General features: G+C 43.6%; 17 protein-coding genes and 1 riboswitch. Of the genes, 6 read left to right on the top strand and 11 right to left on the bottom strand.

The window, feature by feature from the left end; all coding sequences use genetic code 11:
• Positions 1–89 precede the first annotated feature (89 nt).
• Positions 90–1,772, bottom strand: coding sequence for a thiamine pyrophosphate-binding protein (locus tag OCU48_RS04100; protein WP_141343845.1), 1,683 nt, complete (start codon positions 1,770–1,772; stop codon positions 90–92).
• 494 nt (positions 1,773–2,266) lie between these two features.
• Positions 2,267–3,505 (bottom strand): serine hydrolase domain-containing protein, encoded by a 1,239-nt coding sequence (locus OCU48_RS04095; RefSeq protein ID WP_167496142.1) that lies wholly within the window; start codon positions 3,503–3,505, stop codon positions 2,267–2,269.
• Between the two features lie 109 nt (positions 3,506–3,614).
• Here OCU48_RS04095 and OCU48_RS04090 point away from each other — a divergent pair, with 109 nt between their 5' ends.
• Positions 3,615–4,568: a LysR family transcriptional regulator gene (locus OCU48_RS04090; protein WP_141343843.1), complete on the top strand. Its 954-nt coding sequence runs from the start codon at positions 3,615–3,617 to the stop codon at positions 4,566–4,568.
• A gap of 142 nt (positions 4,569–4,710) precedes the next feature.
• On the opposite strand, the gene OCU48_RS04085 is transcribed toward OCU48_RS04090, so the two are convergent.
• Positions 4,711–4,971 carry a DUF5062 family protein gene (locus OCU48_RS04085; RefSeq protein WP_141343842.1) on the bottom strand — a complete coding sequence of 87 codons (261 nt, stop codon included), beginning with the start codon at positions 4,969–4,971 and terminating at the stop codon, positions 4,711–4,713.
• A 91-nt stretch (positions 4,972–5,062) separates the two neighbouring features.
• Complete coding sequence (locus tag OCU48_RS04080) at positions 5,063–6,409, bottom strand: MATE family efflux transporter (RefSeq protein ID WP_141343841.1); 1,347 nt, start codon at positions 6,407–6,409, stop codon at positions 5,063–5,065.
• A gap of 97 nt (positions 6,410–6,506) precedes the next feature.
• On the opposite strand from OCU48_RS04080, the gene OCU48_RS04075 reads away from it, so the two are divergent.
• From OCU48_RS04075 to OCU48_RS04065, 3 genes are all read left to right on the top strand, one after another.
• Positions 6,507–7,457, top strand: a complete 951-nt coding sequence (locus OCU48_RS04075) for a LysR family transcriptional regulator (protein WP_141343840.1) — start codon at positions 6,507–6,509, stop codon at positions 7,455–7,457.
• A 402-nt stretch (positions 7,458–7,859) separates the two neighbouring features.
• The gene (locus OCU48_RS04070; RefSeq protein WP_141343839.1) at positions 7,860–9,290 is read left to right on the top strand and encodes a sodium-dependent transporter; all 1,431 of its coding nucleotides are present in this window, start codon (positions 7,860–7,862) and stop codon (positions 9,288–9,290) included.
• 457 nt (positions 9,291–9,747) lie between these two features.
• A riboswitch (FMN riboswitch) is annotated at positions 9,748–9,890 on the top strand.
• A 185-nt stretch (positions 9,891–10,075) separates the two neighbouring features.
• On the top strand, positions 10,076–11,005 hold the full coding sequence (locus OCU48_RS04065) for a DMT family transporter (protein ID WP_141343838.1): 930 nt from the start codon (positions 10,076–10,078) through the stop codon (positions 11,003–11,005).
• A gap of 158 nt (positions 11,006–11,163) precedes the next feature.
• Here the strand turns inward: OCU48_RS04065 and OCU48_RS04060 are convergent, their stop codons facing one another.
• From OCU48_RS04060 to znuA, 4 genes are all read right to left on the bottom strand, one after another.
• Positions 11,164–11,385 carry a FeoC-like transcriptional regulator gene (locus tag OCU48_RS04060; protein WP_141343837.1) on the bottom strand — a complete coding sequence of 74 codons (222 nt, stop codon included), beginning with the start codon at positions 11,383–11,385 and terminating at the stop codon, positions 11,164–11,166.
• Between the two features lie 7 nt (positions 11,386–11,392).
• Positions 11,393–13,666 carry a Fe(2+) transporter permease subunit FeoB gene (gene feoB, locus OCU48_RS04055; protein ID WP_141343836.1) on the bottom strand — a complete coding sequence of 758 codons (2,274 nt, stop codon included), beginning with the start codon at positions 13,664–13,666 and terminating at the stop codon, positions 11,393–11,395.
• Positions 13,666–13,893 carry a FeoA family protein gene (locus OCU48_RS04050; RefSeq protein WP_141343835.1) on the bottom strand — a complete coding sequence of 76 codons (228 nt, stop codon included), beginning with the start codon at positions 13,891–13,893 and terminating at the stop codon, positions 13,666–13,668. The genes feoB and OCU48_RS04050 overlap by 1 nt, the downstream gene beginning before the upstream one ends.
• 123 nt (positions 13,894–14,016) lie before the next feature.
• Entirely contained in the window at positions 14,017–14,889 is an 873-nt protein-coding gene (gene znuA, locus OCU48_RS04045; protein ID WP_141343834.1) for a zinc ABC transporter substrate-binding protein ZnuA, read from the bottom strand.
• A 169-nt stretch (positions 14,890–15,058) separates the two neighbouring features.
• Here znuA and znuC point away from each other — a divergent pair, with 169 nt between their 5' ends.
• Both znuC and znuB read left to right on the top strand, forming a co-directional pair.
• A complete protein-coding gene (znuC, locus tag OCU48_RS04040) occupies positions 15,059–15,844 on the top strand; it encodes a zinc ABC transporter ATP-binding protein ZnuC (RefSeq protein WP_167496141.1) in 786 nt (261 codons plus the stop codon).
• Positions 15,837–16,622: a zinc ABC transporter permease subunit ZnuB gene (znuB, locus tag OCU48_RS04035; protein WP_141343832.1), complete on the top strand. Its 786-nt coding sequence runs from the start codon at positions 15,837–15,839 to the stop codon at positions 16,620–16,622. The genes znuC and znuB overlap by 8 nt, the downstream gene beginning before the upstream one ends.
• Positions 16,623–16,949: 327 nt before the next feature.
• Here the strand turns inward: znuB and sucD are convergent, their stop codons facing one another.
• The 3 genes from sucD to odhB form a co-directional block, all read right to left on the bottom strand.
• Entirely contained in the window at positions 16,950–17,822 is an 873-nt protein-coding gene (gene sucD, locus OCU48_RS04030) for a succinate--CoA ligase subunit alpha (protein WP_141343831.1), read from the bottom strand.
• Entirely contained in the window at positions 17,822–18,988 is a 1,167-nt protein-coding gene (gene sucC / locus OCU48_RS04025; protein WP_141343830.1) for an ADP-forming succinate--CoA ligase subunit beta, read from the bottom strand. Before sucC ends, sucD begins: the two co-directional genes overlap by 1 nt.
• A gap of 152 nt (positions 18,989–19,140) precedes the next feature.
• On the bottom strand, positions 19,141–20,352 hold the full coding sequence (odhB, locus tag OCU48_RS04020) for a 2-oxoglutarate dehydrogenase complex dihydrolipoyllysine-residue succinyltransferase (protein WP_141343829.1): 1,212 nt from the start codon (positions 20,350–20,352) through the stop codon (positions 19,141–19,143).
• Positions 20,353–20,365: the final 13 nt, after the last annotated feature.

Genomic DNA, 20,365 nt, shown 5'->3' with positions numbered 1-20,365 from the left:
TAATTTGATAGTATTTTGGTTGTTAAAAAATATTAGTTAAATATCTCTAGAAAGGGGGCACTTGGTCATACCACCCTTTCTAATTTAAGTTAGTGCTTCAGAGCACCACTAAATTTAATGTTAAATTCTGCAGAGTCATTTGGGTCAAGCATGATTCGAACAATATTGACACCTTTTGGATTTTCTAATTTGTCGAACACTTGCTGCATTTCTGCCTCTGTTTTTACAACATAGCTGTGTAGATCCACACCTTCAGTTCCGCCTAATGCTTCACCTAGCTTTTCATACTTCCAAACAGCAATATTGTTGTAAGAGCGTTCCTTTCCTGGATTAATGGCTCGTTCTGCACCGTAGCCAGCGTTGTCTAATATAAACAATGCTAAGTCTTTCTTATGTTCGATAAGCGTTGCCAGCTCTTGACCTGTCATAGTGAAAGCACCTTCACCAGAGATACATACAGATCGTGCTGCACGTTTTTCATTTGCGATGTTTGCACCAACATAAATACCAAACCCAGCCCCCAATGAACCCCAGTTTCCACAGCCTTCAAATAGTGTTCCTGCTGGAAACTCCGCTTGAGAACCGTTGATGTGCCCACCAGTATCGCCATAAACCATATCGTTTGGCTTAAGGTAATTTGCAAATTGAACGAAAAGTCGGTCAATCGTAATATCATCATTAGTCGGTGCAAATTTGTCTTTACGTTCAAATACAAACTTACGCTTATCTGAAGGCTCAAATTCACCTTCTGGAACATCCATTATAATTTGATTTAATTTAGGTAAAAATTCACGTAAATAAACTTCATCATAACGTTTACCATTGATCTCGACGTAATTCTGTCGGATCCAGATAACATCTTGATTATTACCCATTGTTGTAGTGAAAACGCCTGTATCAAATTCATTGAATGTCATACCTAGACCGATTGCGACATCAGCTTTGGTCATCATATCAACGGTGTATTCTTGGCTCGTTTGACCTAAAAACGTACCAACAGCGTTGGGGTGTGAATCAAAGTCCCCCATTTTGCAGACAAATGTAGTTGAAACGCTTGCGTTTAGACGCTCAACCAGCGTCAATCCTTCTTCAATCATATGTTCACGCTTTAATAAGTGTCCTGTAACAACACTTCGAGTTTTACTACTGGAAATAATTTCATAAGCGTCTTTAAGCGCTTTCATCATATTCACAGAAGAAGACTGTTCCAACATTAAGTCCAGCGGCTGATCCGGTGCGTCTACTAATTGCGTCTGAATATCATACGGAATCTCCAAATATACTGGCTTTTTGGCTTGTACCGACTTTCTAAGAAGATTATCAATTTCATAAGTTGCCGTGCTTTGCTTCTCTAGTCGTATCGCCCCTACTGTAATATTGCTAAATACCTTTAAGTTTGTGTCAAAGTCAGTTCCAACAACGTGGTGAAGCAGTCGTTCTGTTGGTGTGTTGATCACTTCAACTGTTGGTGCACCGGAGATAACCATCATTGGAGAGTCATCGGAATACGCACCAGCTACTGCATTCGCACAACTTAATGACCCCACTCCAAATGTCACTGCCATTGCACCATAGCCGTTTTCTCTTGAGTAGCCGTCTGCCGCGTATGTTCCATTCATTTCGTTTCTTGTTAACACATGTTCAACACCATGATGTTCGTCGATTAACTCATCAAAAAATGGCAATACATAGTCACCAGGGATGCCAAATAGGTGGTTAACGTTCAGCTCTTTAAGTCGCATCAGTAGATAAGTTGAGATAGTTACTTTCATAAGATTTACCTTTTATTCAAATTAAATGTTTAAGTGTTGTCGTGTTGATGTGGCTATTCTCATGTTTCTGACCGATCTAAGAAATCCCCAATAAAAAGAGTCCGATTCCCGAATTTGATATCAAGATGAAATGCATTAAAAAGAGAGCTAGTGAAAAAGGTAAATAGTGAGATCGAGAGTAACGCTAGGCGATGGCTAGATTGTTAATTCAATTGCAGTTTGGGAAGATAAAAATCACGTGTCAGAACAGCAGTGACCGATGGTAGAAATAACCCTAGTTATCAAACTTGGTTTTAAATGATTGAACTGTTTGGGTAGTGCTCAGAAAGAAGGTGTGACAGGTAAACATTGCAAGAGAATGGTTTGAAAATGTCGCCTAGAGTTCCCCTCTTAAAGCGTTGAATGCAGAACAGGCCATTGGTGGTTGGCATGAAATCAGGCCAGTAACCCAGAGGTACTGACCTTGTAATTGTCACTATTATTAACGTGATTTGTTATTGAGTTAACGCATTTGAAATTTGCTTAAATACTTCGAGCATATCTAAATCAAACTCTGGCTTAGAAGATACTTCTGGTGATGCTAGACGTACCACAACCACATCTTTTGTTGGGTTGATATAGATGTACTGACCAAACATGCCTTTTGCCATATAACTACCATCTTCATCATTCGTTAGCCAAAAGAAACTGCTGTATGCGCCACCAGGAATTCGCTCATCATAAGCGCTACCAACAAATGGCGCCGTATCACCCTGTTCAATTGATTCCACAACAGACGCCGGGAATATTTGCTTACCGGCAAATTGACCGCGGTTCGCCATAACTTGACCAAAGCGTGCTGCATCGCGCGCACTCATGTTCAAGCCACCAGTTGTCCAAGCAAATGTATTCGTGTCTGTCATAATGTAGGCTTGGTCTTCCGCACCCAACTCATTCCAGAACAACTCCGCCATTAAGTCTTCAAAACGCTTACCTGTTGCAGCGCTTAATACCCAACCCATCGCATCAGATAAAGGTGAGTTGTAAACAAAGTTCGTTCCGTGTTCACGCTCCATACCAATTTTTGGAAGAATACCAAATACACCATTTGACTCTCCGCCCATTGGCCAAGTTCCAACGGCATTGCCATACTGACGAGCAAACGAATTTTCGTCCATTAGCGCATTCATACTTTCATCCCACGCAGTGCCTGCCGTCATATCAAGGATTTGTTGCACTGTCGCAGAACCAATAGCCGTACCTTTCAGATCTGATACATATTCTTCTGCTCGCTTATTGCGCTCAATAACACCTTGTGAGATTAAGATTTCTGCTGCAAGACCTGTAAATGACTTAGTCATAGATGCCAACCAATGCTGACTTCTTGCGTTCATGCCGTTGTAGTAGGCTTCTTGCTCAATTTTTCCTTTGTGCAGAACCACAAAGGCATCGGTATTATGGCTCTCAAGCACATCTATAATTTTAGCTGATTCACCCGTCGAGCGAATAACGTCTAAACACGTAAAGTCTTTACTTTCTGAGTGTTCAAAAGCGATAGTTTCACCGGACTTAACCAATGTAACCGGCAGAATTTTACATACATTTTGAAAGCTCCAGCGATTGAATGGATACCAAACCCAGTTGGTATTTTTCACCTGCTTATCAGCAGGCGCAGGAAATCCTTGCATAATGCCAAGTTCCTGCCAGCCAAGTGGAGCCGTTACTTTTTGAGTATCATTTGTAGAGTTTGACATAGGTAACCTTTTCATTTTTAAAAGTAGTTGCCTAATCCTATTCATACGCACAAAATAAAAGAATTTAAATTATAACAATGCTGAATTCAAAAAATTTGAATGGTTAATAATGAAGAGTGATCACCTAGCAAATGTAGAACTTAAATCTCTACGAATACTGAATAATTTACTGCAAAACCCGAACATCACTGTTGTGGCTGAAACAATGGCAATGCAACCGTCGGGAGTCAGTTATCACTTAAATAAACTTAGAGAAAGCCTTCAAGACCCACTACTGGTGCAGGTTGGGCGTGAAATGCAGTTAACACAAAAAGCACTCACTCTTGCTCCAAAATTAAGTGCTTTACTATCCGAAGTAGACAACGTTCTCTTTTTTGATGAATTTGACCCACATAGCTTAAATCGACATTTCCGCATTGCTATGCAAGACATTGGAGCTGAGGCACTAATACCTATTCTTGTTACTAAGCTACGTGAAATTGCTCCTAATGTTGTGATTGATGTCGTTAACTGGCCCAAAAACGTTGAACAACAGATGCTAGAAGGCAAAGTAGACATCGCGGTCAACGCTATTGTTAAGTTGAGCTCACAACTTTATGGATATCAGCTGAATAATATGCCTCTAAGTTTAGTGACCTCTCGTAATCATGTTCTAGCTAAAAGTAATCACGCCATCAGTGACATTTTCGACTATCCACATGTTCGAGTATTTCCGACAGCATTAGGGGAAGGTCTCGTTGATGATCTAGCGATAAGACTAGGCAAAGTCAGGACCGTTGTCGCAACAGCCTCCACTTTCTCAGTGCTGTCTTCGATAATTGAAAGTTCAGATATTGTCGGGGTTTTCGCTACAGGTGCCGCGCAGCGGCTAGGGAAAGATGCCTTTTATTCGACCGTTATTAAAGAGATCCCACCGATCCCATTGCACTGTTTTTGGCATCAACGCGTGCATCACGATCCTGCCCATCAATTCATTCGCAATTTGATTATTGAAATATCACAGCAAATCATTGAAGACTTGAAGCTAGCAAAGAGCAAAATAGACCCTTTGGCAAACAAATAACTTACTCTCAACAGTAGAATCAGTCTCTGGCGAATTAAATCAGATAATAGGTAACTCTAGCTTTGAGTTTAAGTTGAGTGTGATAATAAAAAAACCTCCGCATCGATTTCGATAAACGGAGGTTTAATATTGTTGATTCGAACTATTTCAGAGGGTCGTTATCGGGTAACACGCTGTGCATCCAAAGTGCGAGACGATGCTTGATGTTAGGGCCGTCGAGTTTACTGTCTGGCAGAGGCGTAATTTGATTAACACCGACTAAGAATAAATACACACCTTGAGCCTTGAGTGGCCCAGTCGAATTGGGCAGGTCAAACCCTTGCATTTTTGCCATTTTCGTACCGACTTCTATCGCCTTTTTCACTAGCTTATCTTCGTTATGAATCTTTGCGGTTTTTGACATATTGCACTCATTCTTTGAATTGATTTAACAATGAGTATATCAAATGCTAAGAATCTCTCGTTTAAGGGAATCACAAGTTGAGAAGTGAGTCTCAGGCAGTTTGCATCAGCTCTCGATTACTAGAGCGCCTAGTTTCATAAATCAGCTGTGCCAATAACAAAACTCCTGTCACTCCAAGGCCAACCCCAATACCACCCCAGATGCCCGCTAACCCGTAAGCTTTCATCAAGTACCATGCCGCCGGAAGCCCAAATATCCAGTAACCAATTGCCGTCATTATAGTCGGCACCATCACTATCTTCATGCCGCGCAATAGATTGATCGCTAGCAACTGCCATGCATCTACTACAAAGCATAATGCCACTACCCAAATCATCGACGTTAGCATTGTTGTCAATTCATGACTGCCCTCGGCGTCCAATTGGAATAGATTAGCTATGGCTTCTGGCCATGCAATAAAGCCAAAAGCTATCACAAAGCTCAGAGCAGTAACCGCGATAAAGCTCTTCTTGGCGATGACTTTAATGCCGTCATAATTGTTCGCACCATATTCTTTGCCCACCAAAATAGCCGAAGCCTGTGCGAACCCAAAGTTGATGTTCCAAGTAAAGGACAAACATTGTAGTAAGATTTGATGTAGAGCTAGAGATGCCACACTAATCATGCCTGCCATTAAGGTACCGCCATAGATAAGACCATGTTCTAACATTCCCGCTAGGGCAATGGGCATTCCCATAGACAAAAGTGGTCCCATTAATCTTGGGGTGTACTCGTGCATATTTTCCCACGGTGCAAAGCGCTGATACTTGCTTTGACGAAACACCCAGGTGCCATAGCCTACTAAAACAAGCCAAGCTGAGATTGCGGTGCCATAGCCAAGACCTGCAATACCCCAATCTAGGGTAAAAGCGAGGCAGTAACTGATTGGCACATTGATGATCACTGTGAGAATAGACATCAGCATTACAGAGCGCACATCACCAAAGGTGCTAGTTAGACCGCGAAGCACAAGCAGCAGAAGTGTTGGTAGCATTGTCCACTTCAGCGCATTCAAATACAGCATCGCAATATCAATGACTTCTGATGACTGCTTAGCTTTTGCTAATAACTGAGGCGCAAACAAGAAGCTAAAGCTCAGCACTAAGCTAAGCAAAACAGAAAGCATCACTGCCCCTTTGACCGCAAAACGTATCTGCTGCTGACCAAAATCTGGGCGCGCAATGCTTTGCCCGTAAGCAATTGCAATAAGATTTGCGACACAGCCGACAATACTGCCAGCAACAAGAAAAACAAACGAATATACGGAGGCACCCAATCCACCAGCAGCGAGATCGGCGACACTGATTTTCGACATCATCCACACATCGGTAAGTACCAACGCCATAGCGATGAGTTGTGATAATGTCAGTGGCAATGCCAGCTTAAGAATGTTTTTCATACAGCCCTCTATTATTTGGGCTCAAAGTACTGCTAATTAGGTTAGGATTCAATTAACATTTATGTCCATTGGCATTACCTGAGATCATGTGTAAGTTATGAAACCCTATCCCGACATCCCCTACTCCCATAACAGTTTAAAAACCTTTGAGGCTGTTGCCCGTCACCTTAGCTTTACTGAGGCAGCCGATGAGCTAAACGTCACGCAAAGCGCTGTTAGTCGTCAGGTAAAACATCTCGAAGAGGGATTAGGTATTGAGTTGATTGTACGAGGACATCGAAGCATCGACCTAACATTGCAAGGCTCTGAGCTATTTGCCGTGCTACAGCGAAACTATCAAAGCGTACAAACCTTAATACAATCGTGGCATTCCAATCAGCAGCAAAGAATCGTGATTAAGGCCGCTCTTAGTTATGCCACTCGATCATTACTACCAAAGATACAGCAACTGCAAGAACGCTACCCCGAATATGAAATCGTGGTTATTCCGACCATCGATGAGGATGAGGCGCTGAAGTCTACAGACTATGACTTGCTGATTCTTAACTCTCGCCTCCCACATCAATACAAGAACCGCTCCGATGTAGTGTTTCTAAGAGATGAGTACATGGCGCCGGTGTGCTCTCAAGAACTCTATTCAAAAGAGGCTAATCTGCAATCTCTACTAACTATGCCACGATTGCACCCAACACTTGACCACCATGATTGGAAAACTTGGCTCGCCAGTGTTGGACACAAAGACAACTCAAAGATACGCAACACTACCTTCTTTACTCTGGATCTTGCTCTGAGTGCTTGTCTATCTAGCCAAGGAGTGACCGTGAGCGACCTTCTATTGATCTTGCCTGAACTAGAGCACGGTTATTTAGTTTGCCCTAGCACGGCTCAAATCCAGCCTAGTGCATGGCAATACTTCTGCCATTGCCCAGGCACTTCCGAGATTGTTAAAGACATTCATCAATGGATTCATAGAGAAACAGAAAAGGAACTAAAGACATTAGCGAGGTTAAGTCGAGAGTTTGGCTGGAACAGCGTGAAAAACCACTAATACATACGAACAAATCGAATATAAATGCAAGAAAACTTAATATTTAATTAATCTGATGATTGGAGTTTATATGTTGCAGGGTTTCTCAAGAATAAGAGAACTAAAGACAAAAAGTGACGCTAAAACACGTAAAGTTCCTTGAACAACTCAAATGAAAATATTTTGCAACAGAGTGTTTTCAGGGACGAACATCTTATAATTGTGCAATAAACTAGCGATTGACTGCAATTATGCGACCAATGCCCGATAAATGCACTCATAAGGGTTTCAACTTTATTCACAAACTGGTTAACTTGCCACTCTTAGAGCGTCACTCAAAACTTATCTGGTGTAAGTATTTATTTACACCTCTCTTTTTAAGGCGCCGAGTAGTAAAAACACAACATTAAATTTGGAGTAATTGTGGCGACTGGAAATGCATCAGCAGCACCTCGTGATAACTGGGGTTCAAGACTTGGATTTGTAATGGCAGCAGCGGGTTCAGCTGTTGGCCTTGGTAATATTTGGAAATTCCCGTACACCGCGGGTGAGAACGGTGGTGGTGCATTCGTACTTATCTACCTAGCATTCGTAATCGTTATCGGTTTCAGCGTAATGCTGACTGAGTTTGCAATCGGCCGTCATACTAGCCGCTCTGCTGTAGGCTCATTCAAATCAACAGATAAGCGTTGGAGCTTTGTTGGCGTAATTGGTGTGTTAAGTGGTCTATTGATCATGGGTTTCTACCCTGTAGTGGGTGGTTGGGCTCTAGCGTATATTCCTAAAGTGGCTACTGGCCTACTTGACACCCCTGAAGCAATCGGTGATAGCTTTGGTGGCTTCATCTCTAACCCGATCCAGCCACTAATGTGGATGGGCGCATACCTAGTACTTAACATTATTATTGTGAGTAAAGGTATCTCTGGTGGTATAGAGAAAGCAGGCAAGGTCTTGATGCCTTTGCTATTCCTCATCCTAATCGTAGTTGCGGTCAAGGGTCTTACTCTACCTGGCGCTGGCGCAGGTCTTGAGTTCCTATTCAAACCTGACTTTACTCAAGTAAATAGCCACACAGTTCTAGCAGCACTAGGCCAAGCGTTCTTCTCTCTATCTCTTGGTATGGGTTGTATGATCACTTATGGTAGCTACCTGAAGAAGAAAGAGAACCTAGTTCAAACTACAGGTATGGTTGTAGGTATGGATACTGCGGTAGCTCTCCTAGCAGGTATCGCTATGTTCCCAGCAATGTTCGCATTCAACATGGAACCTGCAGCAGGTCCAGGTCTAGTGTTCGTTGTTGTTCCTCAGCTGTTCGCTGAAATGGGTCACGCAGGTCTTCTGTTTGCACTAATGTTCTTCGTTGGTCTAACGGTTGCAGCACTGACTTCTTCTGTATCTCTACTAGAAGTAGTCGTGTCTTATCTAATCGACGAAAAAGGCATGACTCGTGTTAAAGCGGTTCTTTCTGCAAGTGCAGTAATGGCTGTTATGTGCGTGTTTGCTTCTCTATCATTAGGTGGCATAGGTCCTAAACTGTTCGATACTGGCGTATTCGACATCTTCGACCTACTGACCGACAAAGTATTCCTAGCGGTTGGTGGTATGTTCATCTGTATTTTTGCGGGCTGGCGTCTAAACCGCGTTGACCTTGAGAAAGAAATTACTAACGACGGTAAAGTATCTTTCCCACTATTCGGTCTATGGTACAACCTAGTTAAGTACATCATCCCTGTGGCTGTTGCTGTAGTGGCATGTGCGGGCATCCTAAGCGGCTTTGAAAGCGGTAAAGGTCCAATCATGATTCTTGCAATCGCTATCATTGGCCTAACGGCTGTAGTTTCTAAGAAACTTTAATGAAAATAGCTAACTGCTTGAAGCTGTTAGCTATCAGATAAAAATTAAAAGAGACCCTTTAGGTCTCTTTTTTTGCCTGCTATTTAATACCAATCGTAGTAAATAACTGCTCACCCTCTCTTGCTAAAACACTCGATAACGATGTTAGAACTTTTGATTGTAGGATAAAAACTTCTCAAGTAATTCTGCCTTGTTACCCAGAGATTGCCGATAAAAGACCTCGGCAATGACTTGTTTGGTGTTGGTTGTGTATGAATGCCCACAATAAGGCTTGTGGCTAATAAGTACTTGTCATCCCCGAGTGCTCTTATCGGGGATCTTCAAAACCCAGAGACTGCGAATATGAGACCTCTACAATGATGCGTCTAGTGCTGGTTATGAATGATAGTCAGGCTGATGGATGAAAACTTACCGCTGCAAAAAAACTTTTGCCCTCCGCCTAAAGTTTGCTACCTTAAACGGACTTCAGGGCGGGGCGAAATTCCCCACCGGTGGTAAAAGCTTAGCTTGAGCCCACGAGCGCCTTCACCAAGTGAAGGGACAGCAGATCTGGTGTGAATCCAGAGCCGACGGTTACAGTCCGGATGAAAGAAGTGACACAATTGATAGCGTATCAAACACCAAACGAGCACTCGTATTGGTGTAGATTTCGTTTTCGTAAAACCACTCCCAAGTTCCATCTGTTGTGGTTTGCGAAACATATTGCCTAACCTCTTAGCTCTGTTCACGTATATAGCAATCTAATCAGCTAGCTTATCGTTACTGATGTGAATTTGGAGATCCTCGTGGCAGGTATAGTTTTTATAATGATCGCAGCTGGTTTATGGGCTGCTGATACCCTATTTCGTTATCCTCTTTTGGAGACTAACAGCACCCTACAAATCGTGTTCTTTGAACATATAGTATTAGTGGTGATGATTGCTCTATTACAAGTTGCGGTACCTAGATGGCGCTTCGCCTACATCAAGGGTTCGCTACTGTCCTTCATCTTGATTGGTGTACTTGGTTCAGCCATTGGCACGCTCGCCTTTACCAAGGCCTTCACCCTAATGAATCCGACCATAGTGATCTTGCTTCAAAAGCTTCAGCCTATCGTGGCTATATCGCTATCGGTTCTCTTGCTAAAAGAGAAGCTTCAGAAACACTTTGTACTATGGGCAAGCGTTAGCCTTATCGGCAGCATCGTGATGATCGCACCGGATATTGTAGAACTATTGTCAGAAGGCTCTGTTTGGCACTATGACCCTAAGCTGATTGCTATCTTGCTGGGATATGGCTCAGCATTACTGGCCGTATTAGCTTGGGGAGCTTCAACTGTGTATGGGCGCAAGCTTACTTTGATGGGTTATAACACCATGCAGATAATGTCTGGTCGTTTTAGCCTTGCCCTAGTTACGCTCACCATTGTAATGCTCTGCTATGGTGAACACTTCACTCTATCTGAAGGCAGTTTTGATAACCTGTTTTACATGGTATTGCTGTCAGGTCTATTGGGAATGTTCATATATTATAAAGGGCTTGAAAGAGTTCCTGCCCGATACGGCACTATTGCCGAATTATTCTTTCCTGTTTCAGCTGTCGTCATCAACTGGGTAGCATTTGATGCTACATTAACTTCACAGCAAATAGCAGGTGCTGTATTACTAGTCGGCGGGGCACTTATGATGAGTCGTGAGCCCAAACAGGTGCTACCCTCTGAACCAGCAGCTGCGTAAAGATACCGGTGTAGAAAATATAGATTTCCAAGAAGTGTAGACTTAAAGGCTTATACCAATCACAGTAAGTCAATCGTGAGAAGAGCGAGAAAAAAGCAAAAAAAAGCTAGGCAACTGCAAGCAGTTTACACCTAGCCGATTGGAAAACTTAAATTCGCTTACATCTGAACGTTTAAGCTAATACCTTGATTAATGGTATAGCGCACACCCTTTTCTTGACCCTTAATAGTGTCAAACATGCGGGTAACTTTACCTTTATTCACCCACACTTGAAGCATTGCGTCTACACCGTCTTCGGTCAGACCGAAATGATTAGCAAGCACGGTTCTCTCAGTGGTGCCGTGCTGTTCAAGATACGACTTGAGTTGTTGTAGTATCATAGTTGTCTTACACCGCAGATTCTTGTTCTTGGAATTGCAATTTGTTGCCTTGATACTTCAACCCTAAGTAGGTTGCAACCGACACAATCATCACAGCTATAATCCAAATAACGCTCTTAGCCGGATGTGCCGAGAAATTCATCACTTGGTTGTAAAGTACAGCACCAAAGTAACCCAATCCCATAGTCCACACCGCAATAAAGCGTGCGTATTGACTACCAAACTCTCGAACATATGCGCCCATTGCCGCTACACATGGTGTGTACAGCAGGATAAACAACAGATAAGCAAAAGCAGCATGACCGTTGGCAAACTTACCCTGCAAGTTCGCAAACACTGACTGGTCTACTTCTTGATCATCCGCGACAGCTTGAGTATCGGATAGGTCGCCCACTTCGATACCTAGCGGATCGCTGAAGCTCAGACCGCTTAGATTTTCAGGAATCGACATTACTGCTTCTTCTAGGCTAGCCATCAGGTTAAACTCAGCTTCTTCATCTGAAGGTGATGCGTATAGATTGTTCAATGTCCCTACAACGGCTTCTTTGGCGAAAATCCCCGTTACGATACCCACCGTTGCTGGCCAGTTATCTCGCTCGATACCCATAGGCTCAAACACTGGAGTAATCACTTGTGCGGCTTTAGATAGAACCGAGTTCTCGCTGTCTTCGTTGCCAAAACTGCCGTCAGTACCGATAGAGTTAAGGAAGCTAAGAATGGTCACTACTACAACGATGGTTTTACCTGCACCAAATACAAAGCGCTTCAGTTTTTGCCATGTTTTGATAATTACGTTACGCAAACGAGGGATTTCATAATCCGTCATTTCCATAACAAAGCTGTCGTTGCTACCTGGATAGATAGTGTTTTTTAAGATAAAGCCAGTGAATACCGCCGCTAGAATACCAATCACATACAGCGCAAATACGACGTTTTGACCGGCACTAGGGAAGAAAGCAGCCGCAAACAGAGCATATACTGGAAGACGAGCACCACATGACATAAACGGAGCCATAGAAGCGGCTAAGCGACGCTCACGCTCTTGGTCTAGTGTACGACTTGCCATAATCGCAGGTACGTTACAGCCAAAGCCTAATACCAATGGAACAAAGGCTTTGCCCGGCAGACCCACTTTCTGCATCACTTTATCAAGTACGAACGCAGCACGAGACATGTAACCAGAGCCTTCCAATAGTGTTAAGAACAGATAAAGACCTGCGATAACGGGAATGAAAGTCGCAACAGTTTGAATACCACCACCGACACCATCAGCCAGTAGCGTTACCATCCATGCAGGCAAAATAGGATCCAGCACAGCATGTGTTCCATCCACTAATACTGCACCAAAGGCGATATCAAAGAAATCAATGAACGCACCACCGATGTTGATGGCAAACATAAACATCAGGTACATCACGCCAAAGAACAGTGGTACGCCAATCCATTTATTCAAGACAACGGCGTCAATTTTTTCGCTTAGGCGACGCGTGATCTTGCCTTCAGTGGATCTAAATGATTTTGACAGGCCATGCAAGAAGGTGAACTTCACATCGGCAATGTGCAGGTCAATATCCATATCAAGAGAGTGACGGGCTTGTGCTGTAGCGTCTTTTACTTCAGAAGACACAGTGTGCATCACAAGTTGGTCATTCTCTAGGGCACGAATAGCCAGCGCACGCTTGCTCACCATGTCATTTTCAAACTGATCTTGAATATCAGACACAACCTCTTCAAATTCAGTGCCGTAGTCTAGCGCTAGAGGCTCAACTTCAATGCCTGTTGCCAGCATTTTATGCAGATCGGCTTTAAGCTTGTTTACCTCATTGATACGCGTCGCTGTTACTGCCATAACAGGACAACCAAGCGCTTTAGATAGACCTTTAATATTGATCTTCTGACCAATACGAGCCAAAGCATCCATTTTATTCAGGATAACGATCATTGGGCGGCCTAGTTCACGTAACTGCAGCGTTACGTATAGGCTTCGCTCTAAACACGTAGCGTCGATAACATTGATGATCACATCAGCAGGGGTCGATAGCACAGCACGAGAAGCAATCGTCTCATCTAAGCTGTTGGTGTCATTACCGCTATCTAATGCGTAGATACCAGGAAGGTCAGTCAGGCTGAACTCTTCGCCAGCTAAAGAATAGAGGCCCGTTTTTTTCTCAACGGTCACACCAGCCCAGTTCCCCACTTTTTGGTTTGCACCAGTAAAGGCATTAAAAAGTGTCGTTTTACCGCTGTTTGGATTACCAACGGTTAGAATTGAGTAGTCCACTATGCAACCTCTACTGAAATTTGTTCTGCTGTAGATTTACGAATCGCAACGCTAACGTCTCGAACTCTGACCTGTAGCGGGTCTCCCATAGGTGCTTTGCGCACGAGAGTGACTGGCGTATTTGGAAGAATTCCCATAACCATCAGTTTCTTGCGAGTCGAGCCATCTAATTGTTTCAGAGAAGAAATGGTGGCTTCTTGTCCAATTGTGAGTTCAGCGAGCTTCATAATCTAAATGCCAATCGTTATCATTTGCACGAACTGTAACACAGTTTGTTACAAAATCACTTGTTTTAAATCAAAAAAAAGCGCTCTATGAAAAAGAACGCTTCGCGAAAGTTTCAATATTATCTATTTCAAACACGTCTCAAATTGACCGGCTAATTGCTTCAAGAAAACAAAATAAGCGCCCGGTTCATCTTCAATATCTGTGGCTAGCGGATCGAGTTCACCCGTATTCACATCGCTGCCTCGTGTGACTGTTTCAATCACCGCTGGAGTATATTGGGGCTCACTGAACACACAATATACATCTCCTTCTGCTAAACGCGTTTTAATTTGAATAAGAGTTCGCGCACCCGGTTTTCTTTCTGGGCTTACCGTAAAGTGTCCTAAGTGATTTAAGTCGAAGAACTCTTCAAAGTAGGCATAGCCGTCATGAAAGACAAAGAATCCATGATCACGGACAGGTTCAAGTTGCGCATTAATCTCACTGGTTGTCAGCTGAAGGTTGCTCATGAATGCTTCAAGATTATCTTTGTAGTATGCGGCATTCTCAGGATCCAACTCGACCAATTTATTGGCAATCGCTTTTGCGACAGTTCCTGCCTGCTTTGGACCTAACCAAAAATGCGGGTCGGTATTACCATGATTATGACCATCATGATCATGATGACCCTCAGCATAGTGGCGAAGATCTAGATCTGGGAGTTCACTGATAGTTAATACATTATCTTGGCCTTCTGCCAATGATGACATGAAGCTTTCGAGATCATGACCGAACCAAATCACCAGGTCGGCATTATGAACTTTTTTTACATCAGACGGACGCAATGCGTAATCATGAGGTGACATGTTGGTTCCAAGTAGTGCTGACGATGAAGACGCACCTTTTGTGATTTCTTGGGTAATAAGGTGTATTGGTTTAATACTATTTAGCACCTCAATTGCTTGAGCACTAGTAACAAAGCTCAATGAGAGCAGGCATAAAAATAAACGTTTCATCAATGCGGTTCCGTTGCAATAGCCAAATTTCTGCGCAAATGTTACTTTATATCATTCGCAATTGGCAAACGATAAGTATGTTTGCACACTATTATTTTACTTTACTCTTTGGGTGAACAGGGGTAGAAAACCTCAGTTTGTTATCCCACCCATGCACAGGGCTAATGCTATGACGCAACTCGTCACCCTAATAGACGTGACTGTTCAGTTCGAACAACGAAAGGTGTTGGACAAGATCAACCTTTCGATTAATGAGTCAGAAATCACCACCTTAGTCGGCCCAAATGGCGCAGGTAAATCCACATTAGTAAAAGTGATACTGGGGCTTCAAAAAACAGATACTGGAAAGGTTATTAAACACAACAAGCTGCGTATTGGCTATGTTCCACAAAAGCTAAAACTCAATGAAACCTTGCCTCTTACTGTTGATCGCTTTTTACGTTTAGCTGGAAAATATAGCCAGCAAGAACGCCAAGAGGCTCTTTCGCTTGTGGGTGCCAGTCACCTTATTAAGGCTGATGTCCATAAGCTATCAGGAGGGGAGACTCAGCGAGTACTGCTGTCTCGCGCCCTTTTGATCAGACCACAGTTACTGGTGCTAGATGAGCCTGCTCAAGGTGTCGACATTCAAGGTCAGGTTGACCTTTATAACCTGATAGATACCATTCGTCACCGCTTTAGTTGCGCAGTATTTATGATTTCTCATGACTTGCATTTAGTGATGGCAAAAACAGACAATGTCATTTGTTTACAACACCATATTTGCTGCTCAGGTACGCCTTCGGCTATCTCAAATCACCCTAGTTACCTGCAAATGTTTGGTGATACCCCTGATTCGAGTCTTGCCCTTTATCAGCACCATCACAGCCATCATCATCATGATCTCTCTGGCGACCCTGTGACCGGAGACGCTACCTCATGTCAAAATCACAAACACGGACATACCCATGATTGAGTTTTTACTGCCTTCACTACTTGCAGGCTTTGGCATCGCTATTATCGCAGGTCCTCTTGGCTCTTTCGTGGTTTGGCGAAAAATGGCTTACTTTGGGGATACCCTCGCCCACGCTTCACTGATGGGTTTAGCTTTGGGTTTCTTGTTGGATATTAACCTCTATTTGGCGCTAGTCGTATGCTGTATTGCACTAGCGATTATTTTGGTAACACTGCAGAGACAACAACTAGTCGCGACCGACACCCTACTTGGCATCTTAGCGCACAGTGCACTTTCGCTCGGTCTTATTGCTGTGAGCTTTTTAGACAACGTTCGTATCGATTTGATGGGCTACCTATTTGGCGACCTACTATCGGTGAATAACTATGACGTTATGTTCATTTATATGGGCGCAACTGTAGTCATGCTTCTGTTAGTGGCATTCTGGAGACCACTGCTCTCCAGTACCGTAAATGAAGAATTAGCTGCGGTTGAAGGCGTGAATATCTCATTGATGAGGTTACTGATTATGCTAATGATTGGTTTGGTTATCGCTGTAGGTATGAAATTTGTTGGCGCATTGATCATATCTTCACTATTGATTATTCCAGCAGCGACCGCAAGACGCTTATGTCGCAGTCCAGAGCAGATGGCAATTATGGCTTCTATTATAGGCATGATCTGTGTGTGCACAGGATTAAGTATGTCTTGGTTCTACGATACTCCTGCGGGGCCTTCAGTAGTAGTTAGTGCGACAGTACTATTTTTGCTAGCGCAACTTAAGCCACAGGCTGGTTAAAGGTCAATTCGGATGTTGGGTTGATATTAACAATCATATGCCCATCAAACCGTCGTCCCCGAGGCTTTTATCCGGGACCTTTCAATCCTTTGCTTAGAAACAGATGCCCGATAAAAGCACTCGGGCAAGACGAATATCCTAAGAGACAAGTTATCAGCTATCAGCGTGATAATGTGACAAACGACGTCATGCTGGAAAATACGAAGTATTTATCCAGTATCTTCGAAAGTGCGATGTGCTGCTAATAAAAAACATTTGCTCATCACCAACAAAAAAGCCTCTGATAAATCAGAGGCTTTCACGTATTCACATCAAGGAAAAGCTAGATTACCAACCGGTAATCTCACGTAGTCCTTTGCCAATATCAGCAAGGCTTTTCACTGTTTTTACTCCAGCGGCTTCTAACGCTTGGAATTTATCTTCAGCTGTACCTTTACCACCAGAGATGATTGCACCAGCGTGCCCCATACGTTTACCTGGAGGCGCTGTAACACCTGCGATGTAAGATACTACAGGCTTAGAGACGTTGTCTTTAATGTATGCCGCAGCTTCTTCTTCAGCTGTACCGCCAATCTCACCGATCATCACGATAGCTTCAGTTTCAGGGTCTTGTTCAAATAGCTTTAAGATATCAATGAAGTTAGAGCCTGGAATTGGATCACCACCAATACCAACACAAGTAGACTGACCAAAGCCTTCGTCTGTCGTCTGCTTAACAGCTTCATACGTCAACGTACCAGAGCGAGAAACGATACCGACTTTACCCTTCTTGTGAATGTGTCCTGGCATGATGCCAATTTTACACTCATCAGGAGTAATCACGCCTGGGCAGTTAGGGCCGATCATCACAACGCCAGCTTCGTCTAGACGAACCTTAACATCAAGTAAGTCTAACGTAGGGATGCCTTCGGTGATGGTCACGATGAGCTTAATGCCAGCATCGATAGCTTCAAGGATTGCGTCTTTACAAAACGGCGCTGGTACGTAGATAACTGATGCAGTTGCACCGGTTGTTTCTACTGCGTCGCGCACTGTGTTGAACACAGGCAAACCAAGATGAGTTTGACCACCCTTGCCCGGTGAAACACCACCGACCATTTGTGTTCCGTATTCAATCGCTTGCTCTGAGTGGAACGTACCTTGACCACCAGTAAAGCCTTGGCAGATAACTTTAGTATCTTTATTAATTAGTACAGACATTATTTGCCCTCCGCTGCAGCTACAACTTTTTCCGCTGCTTCAGTCAGAGAATTTGCAGCAATAATGTTTAGACCACTTTCTGCCAGTTTCTGAGAGCCTAGAGGCGCATTGTTACCCTCCAAACGCACAACAACTGGAACCTTAACGCCCACTTCTTCAACTGCGCCGATGATGCCATCTGCAATCAAATCACAACGTACGATACCGCCAAAGATGTTCACTAGAACCGCTTTAACATTGCTATCAGATAGAATGATCTTAAACGCTTCGGTAACACGCTCTTTTGTTGCACCGCCACCTACGTCTAGGAAGTTAGCAGGTTGGCCACCATGTAGGTTTACGATGTCCATCGTACCCATAGCAAGGCCTGCACCGTTTACCATGCAACCAATGCTGCCATCTAACGCAACGTAGTTCAGTTCCCACTGAGCTGCGTGTGCTTCACGCTCATCTTCTTGAGATGGATCGTGCATTTCACGGAGCTTAGGCTGGCGATACATGGCATTTGAATCGATGTTAATTTTGCCATCTAGGCAAAGTAAATTACCTTCGCTAGTCACAACCAAAGGGTTAATCTCTAGCAGTGCAAGATCATACTCTGCAAACATGTTGCCAAGACCCATGAAGATCTTCACGAACTGTTTGATTTGGTCACCGCTCAAACCTAGTTTGAATGCTAGCTCACGACCTTGGAATGCCTGCGGCCCAACCAATGGATCAATCGCTGCTTTGTGAATCAACTCTGGTGTCTCTTCAGCAATTTTTTCAATGTCTACACCGCCTTCTGTCGAGGCCATGAACACGATACGACGTGAAGCACGGTCAACAACAGCACCTAGGTATAACTCATTGGCAATGTTTGATGCTTCCTCAACCAAGATCTTCGATACTGGCTGACCATTGGCATCAGTTTGGAAAGTCACTAGGTTTTTACCTAACCACTTTTGAGCAAATTCTTTTACACCTTCTTTGGTGTCATGCAATTCAACACCACCGGCTTTACCACGACCACCAGCGTGCACTTGGCACTTAACTACTTTCTTTGCTGTGCTAATTCGTCCTGCCGCTTCAAACGCTTCTTGTGGCGTATCGCAGGCAAACCCTTCTGGTACAGGTAGCCCAAATTCAGCAAACAGTTGTTTAGCTTGATATTCATGCAAATTCATTACTATATTCCATTCCATTTTTAAGCAAATGCTCAGCATTCGCTTAAATGATTTCCTCTCGCCAAAGATTGCTCTTCAACAGGTGTAGGGTACTTCTTGAGCTATGACCCGAAGGTCTAATAGGGGTGCTAACAGGCACCCCTAATTCTTAATTAAACATTCAGTAGGAGACGAGCTGGATCTTCTAGTAGTTCTTTGATTGTTACTAAGAAACCTACTGATTCACGACCATCAATTAGACGATGATCATAAGAAAGAGCCAGATACATCATTGGTAGGATTTCAACCTTGCCATTAACAGCCATTGGGCGGTCTTGGATCTTATGCATACCCAAGATTGCAGCTTGTGGTGGGTTGATGATCGGAGTAGACATTAGCGAACCAAACACACCACCATTGGTGATCGTGAAGTTACCACCAATCAACTCATCAACCGTTAGCTTGCCGTCGCGACCTTTGATTGCGAGCTCTTTAATACCCTTCTCAATTTCCGCAAAGCTTAGCGTATCGCAGTCTTTTAAGACCGGAGTTACTAGACCACGTGGAGTCGAAACCGCCATACTGATATCGAAGTAATTGTGATACACAATATCTTCACCATCTAGAGAAGCATTCACTTCTGGGTAACGTTTTAGCGCTTCGGTAACGGCCTTCACATAGAAAGACATGAAGCCAAGACGCGTATCATGACGCTTCTCAAACGAGTCTTTGTACTGTGCACGAAGATCCATAATTGGCTTCATGTTCACTTCGTTGAACGTAGTCAGCATTGCTGTACTGTTCTTCGCTTCTAGTAGGCGGTTTGCGACCGTCTTACGCAAGCGAGTCATAGGCACTCGTTTTTGTGTACGAGCTGCAGAGGGTAACTCTGGTTCTACAATAGGGGTCGCTGCAGGGGCAGCTTTAGCCGCATTAGCTAGATGTGCATCAACGTCTTCGCGAGTAATACGACCACCGACACCCGTGCCTTTCACATCTGATGGACTAAGGCTGTGCTCAGCGAGAAGACGACGCACAGCTGGGCTTAGTGCCTCATTGCTCTCTTCTGTCAAAGAGGCCTTGTGACGCTTGTCTGGAGAGGCTTCTGTGTCTTCAGTGCTATCTTTAGTTGGCTCACCAGCCACTGCACCAAGTTTGATCTTTGCAAGAAGCTGCTTCGCAAGAACCGTTGCACCTTCTTCTTCTAAAATCTCTTCAAGAACACCGGCTTCAGGTGCGGGTACTTCTAGGACAACTTTATCAGTCTCAATATCAACCAATACGTCATCACGCTCTACTCTATCACCTGGTTTTTTATGCCAAGTTGCAACGGTAGCATCAGCAACTGATTCAGGTAAATCAGGAACCAGAATTTCAATTGTCATTTGTTGGGCTTCC

Source organism: Vibrio inusitatus (assembly GCA_024346935.1).
Taxonomy (GTDB): Bacteria; Pseudomonadota; Gammaproteobacteria; order Enterobacterales; family Vibrionaceae; genus Vibrio; species Vibrio inusitatus.
This window is presented reverse-complemented; position numbering and strand designations above follow the sequence as displayed.

Bases quoted from the DNA above. Each gene is read 5' to 3' on its own strand.
- sucD (WP_141343831.1), bottom strand. From the start codon at position 17,822: ATGTCTGTACTAATTAATAAAGATACTAAAGTTATCTGCCAAGGCTTT.
- znuC (WP_167496141.1), top strand. From the start codon at position 15,059: ATGACGCAACTCGTCACCCTAATAGACGTGACTGTTCAGTTCGAACAA.
- OCU48_RS04090 (WP_141343843.1), top strand. From the start codon at position 3,615: ATGAAGAGTGATCACCTAGCAAATGTAGAACTTAAATCTCTACGAATA.
- sucC (WP_141343830.1), bottom strand. From the start codon at position 18,988: ATGAATTTGCATGAATATCAAGCTAAACAACTGTTTGCTGAATTTGGG.
- OCU48_RS04060 (WP_141343837.1), bottom strand. From the start codon at position 11,385: ATGATACTACAACAACTCAAGTCGTATCTTGAACAGCACGGCACCACT.
- OCU48_RS04095 (WP_167496142.1), bottom strand. From the start codon at position 3,505: ATGTCAAACTCTACAAATGATACTCAAAAAGTAACGGCTCCACTTGGC.
- OCU48_RS04100 (WP_141343845.1), bottom strand. From the start codon at position 1,772: ATGAAAGTAACTATCTCAACTTATCTACTGATGCGACTTAAAGAGCTG.
- OCU48_RS04085 (WP_141343842.1), bottom strand. From the start codon at position 4,971: ATGTCAAAAACCGCAAAGATTCATAACGAAGATAAGCTAGTGAAAAAG.
- OCU48_RS04080 (WP_141343841.1), bottom strand. From the start codon at position 6,409: ATGAAAAACATTCTTAAGCTGGCATTGCCACTGACATTATCACAACTC.
- znuB (WP_141343832.1), top strand. From the start codon at position 15,837: ATGATTGAGTTTTTACTGCCTTCACTACTTGCAGGCTTTGGCATCGCT.
- OCU48_RS04050 (WP_141343835.1), bottom strand. From the start codon at position 13,893: ATGAAGCTCGCTGAACTCACAATTGGACAAGAAGCCACCATTTCTTCT.
- znuA (WP_141343834.1), bottom strand. From the start codon at position 14,889: ATGAAACGTTTATTTTTATGCCTGCTCTCATTGAGCTTTGTTACTAGT.
- OCU48_RS04075 (WP_141343840.1), top strand. From the start codon at position 6,507: ATGAAACCCTATCCCGACATCCCCTACTCCCATAACAGTTTAAAAACC.
- odhB (WP_141343829.1), bottom strand. From the start codon at position 20,352: ATGACAATTGAAATTCTGGTTCCTGATTTACCTGAATCAGTTGCTGAT.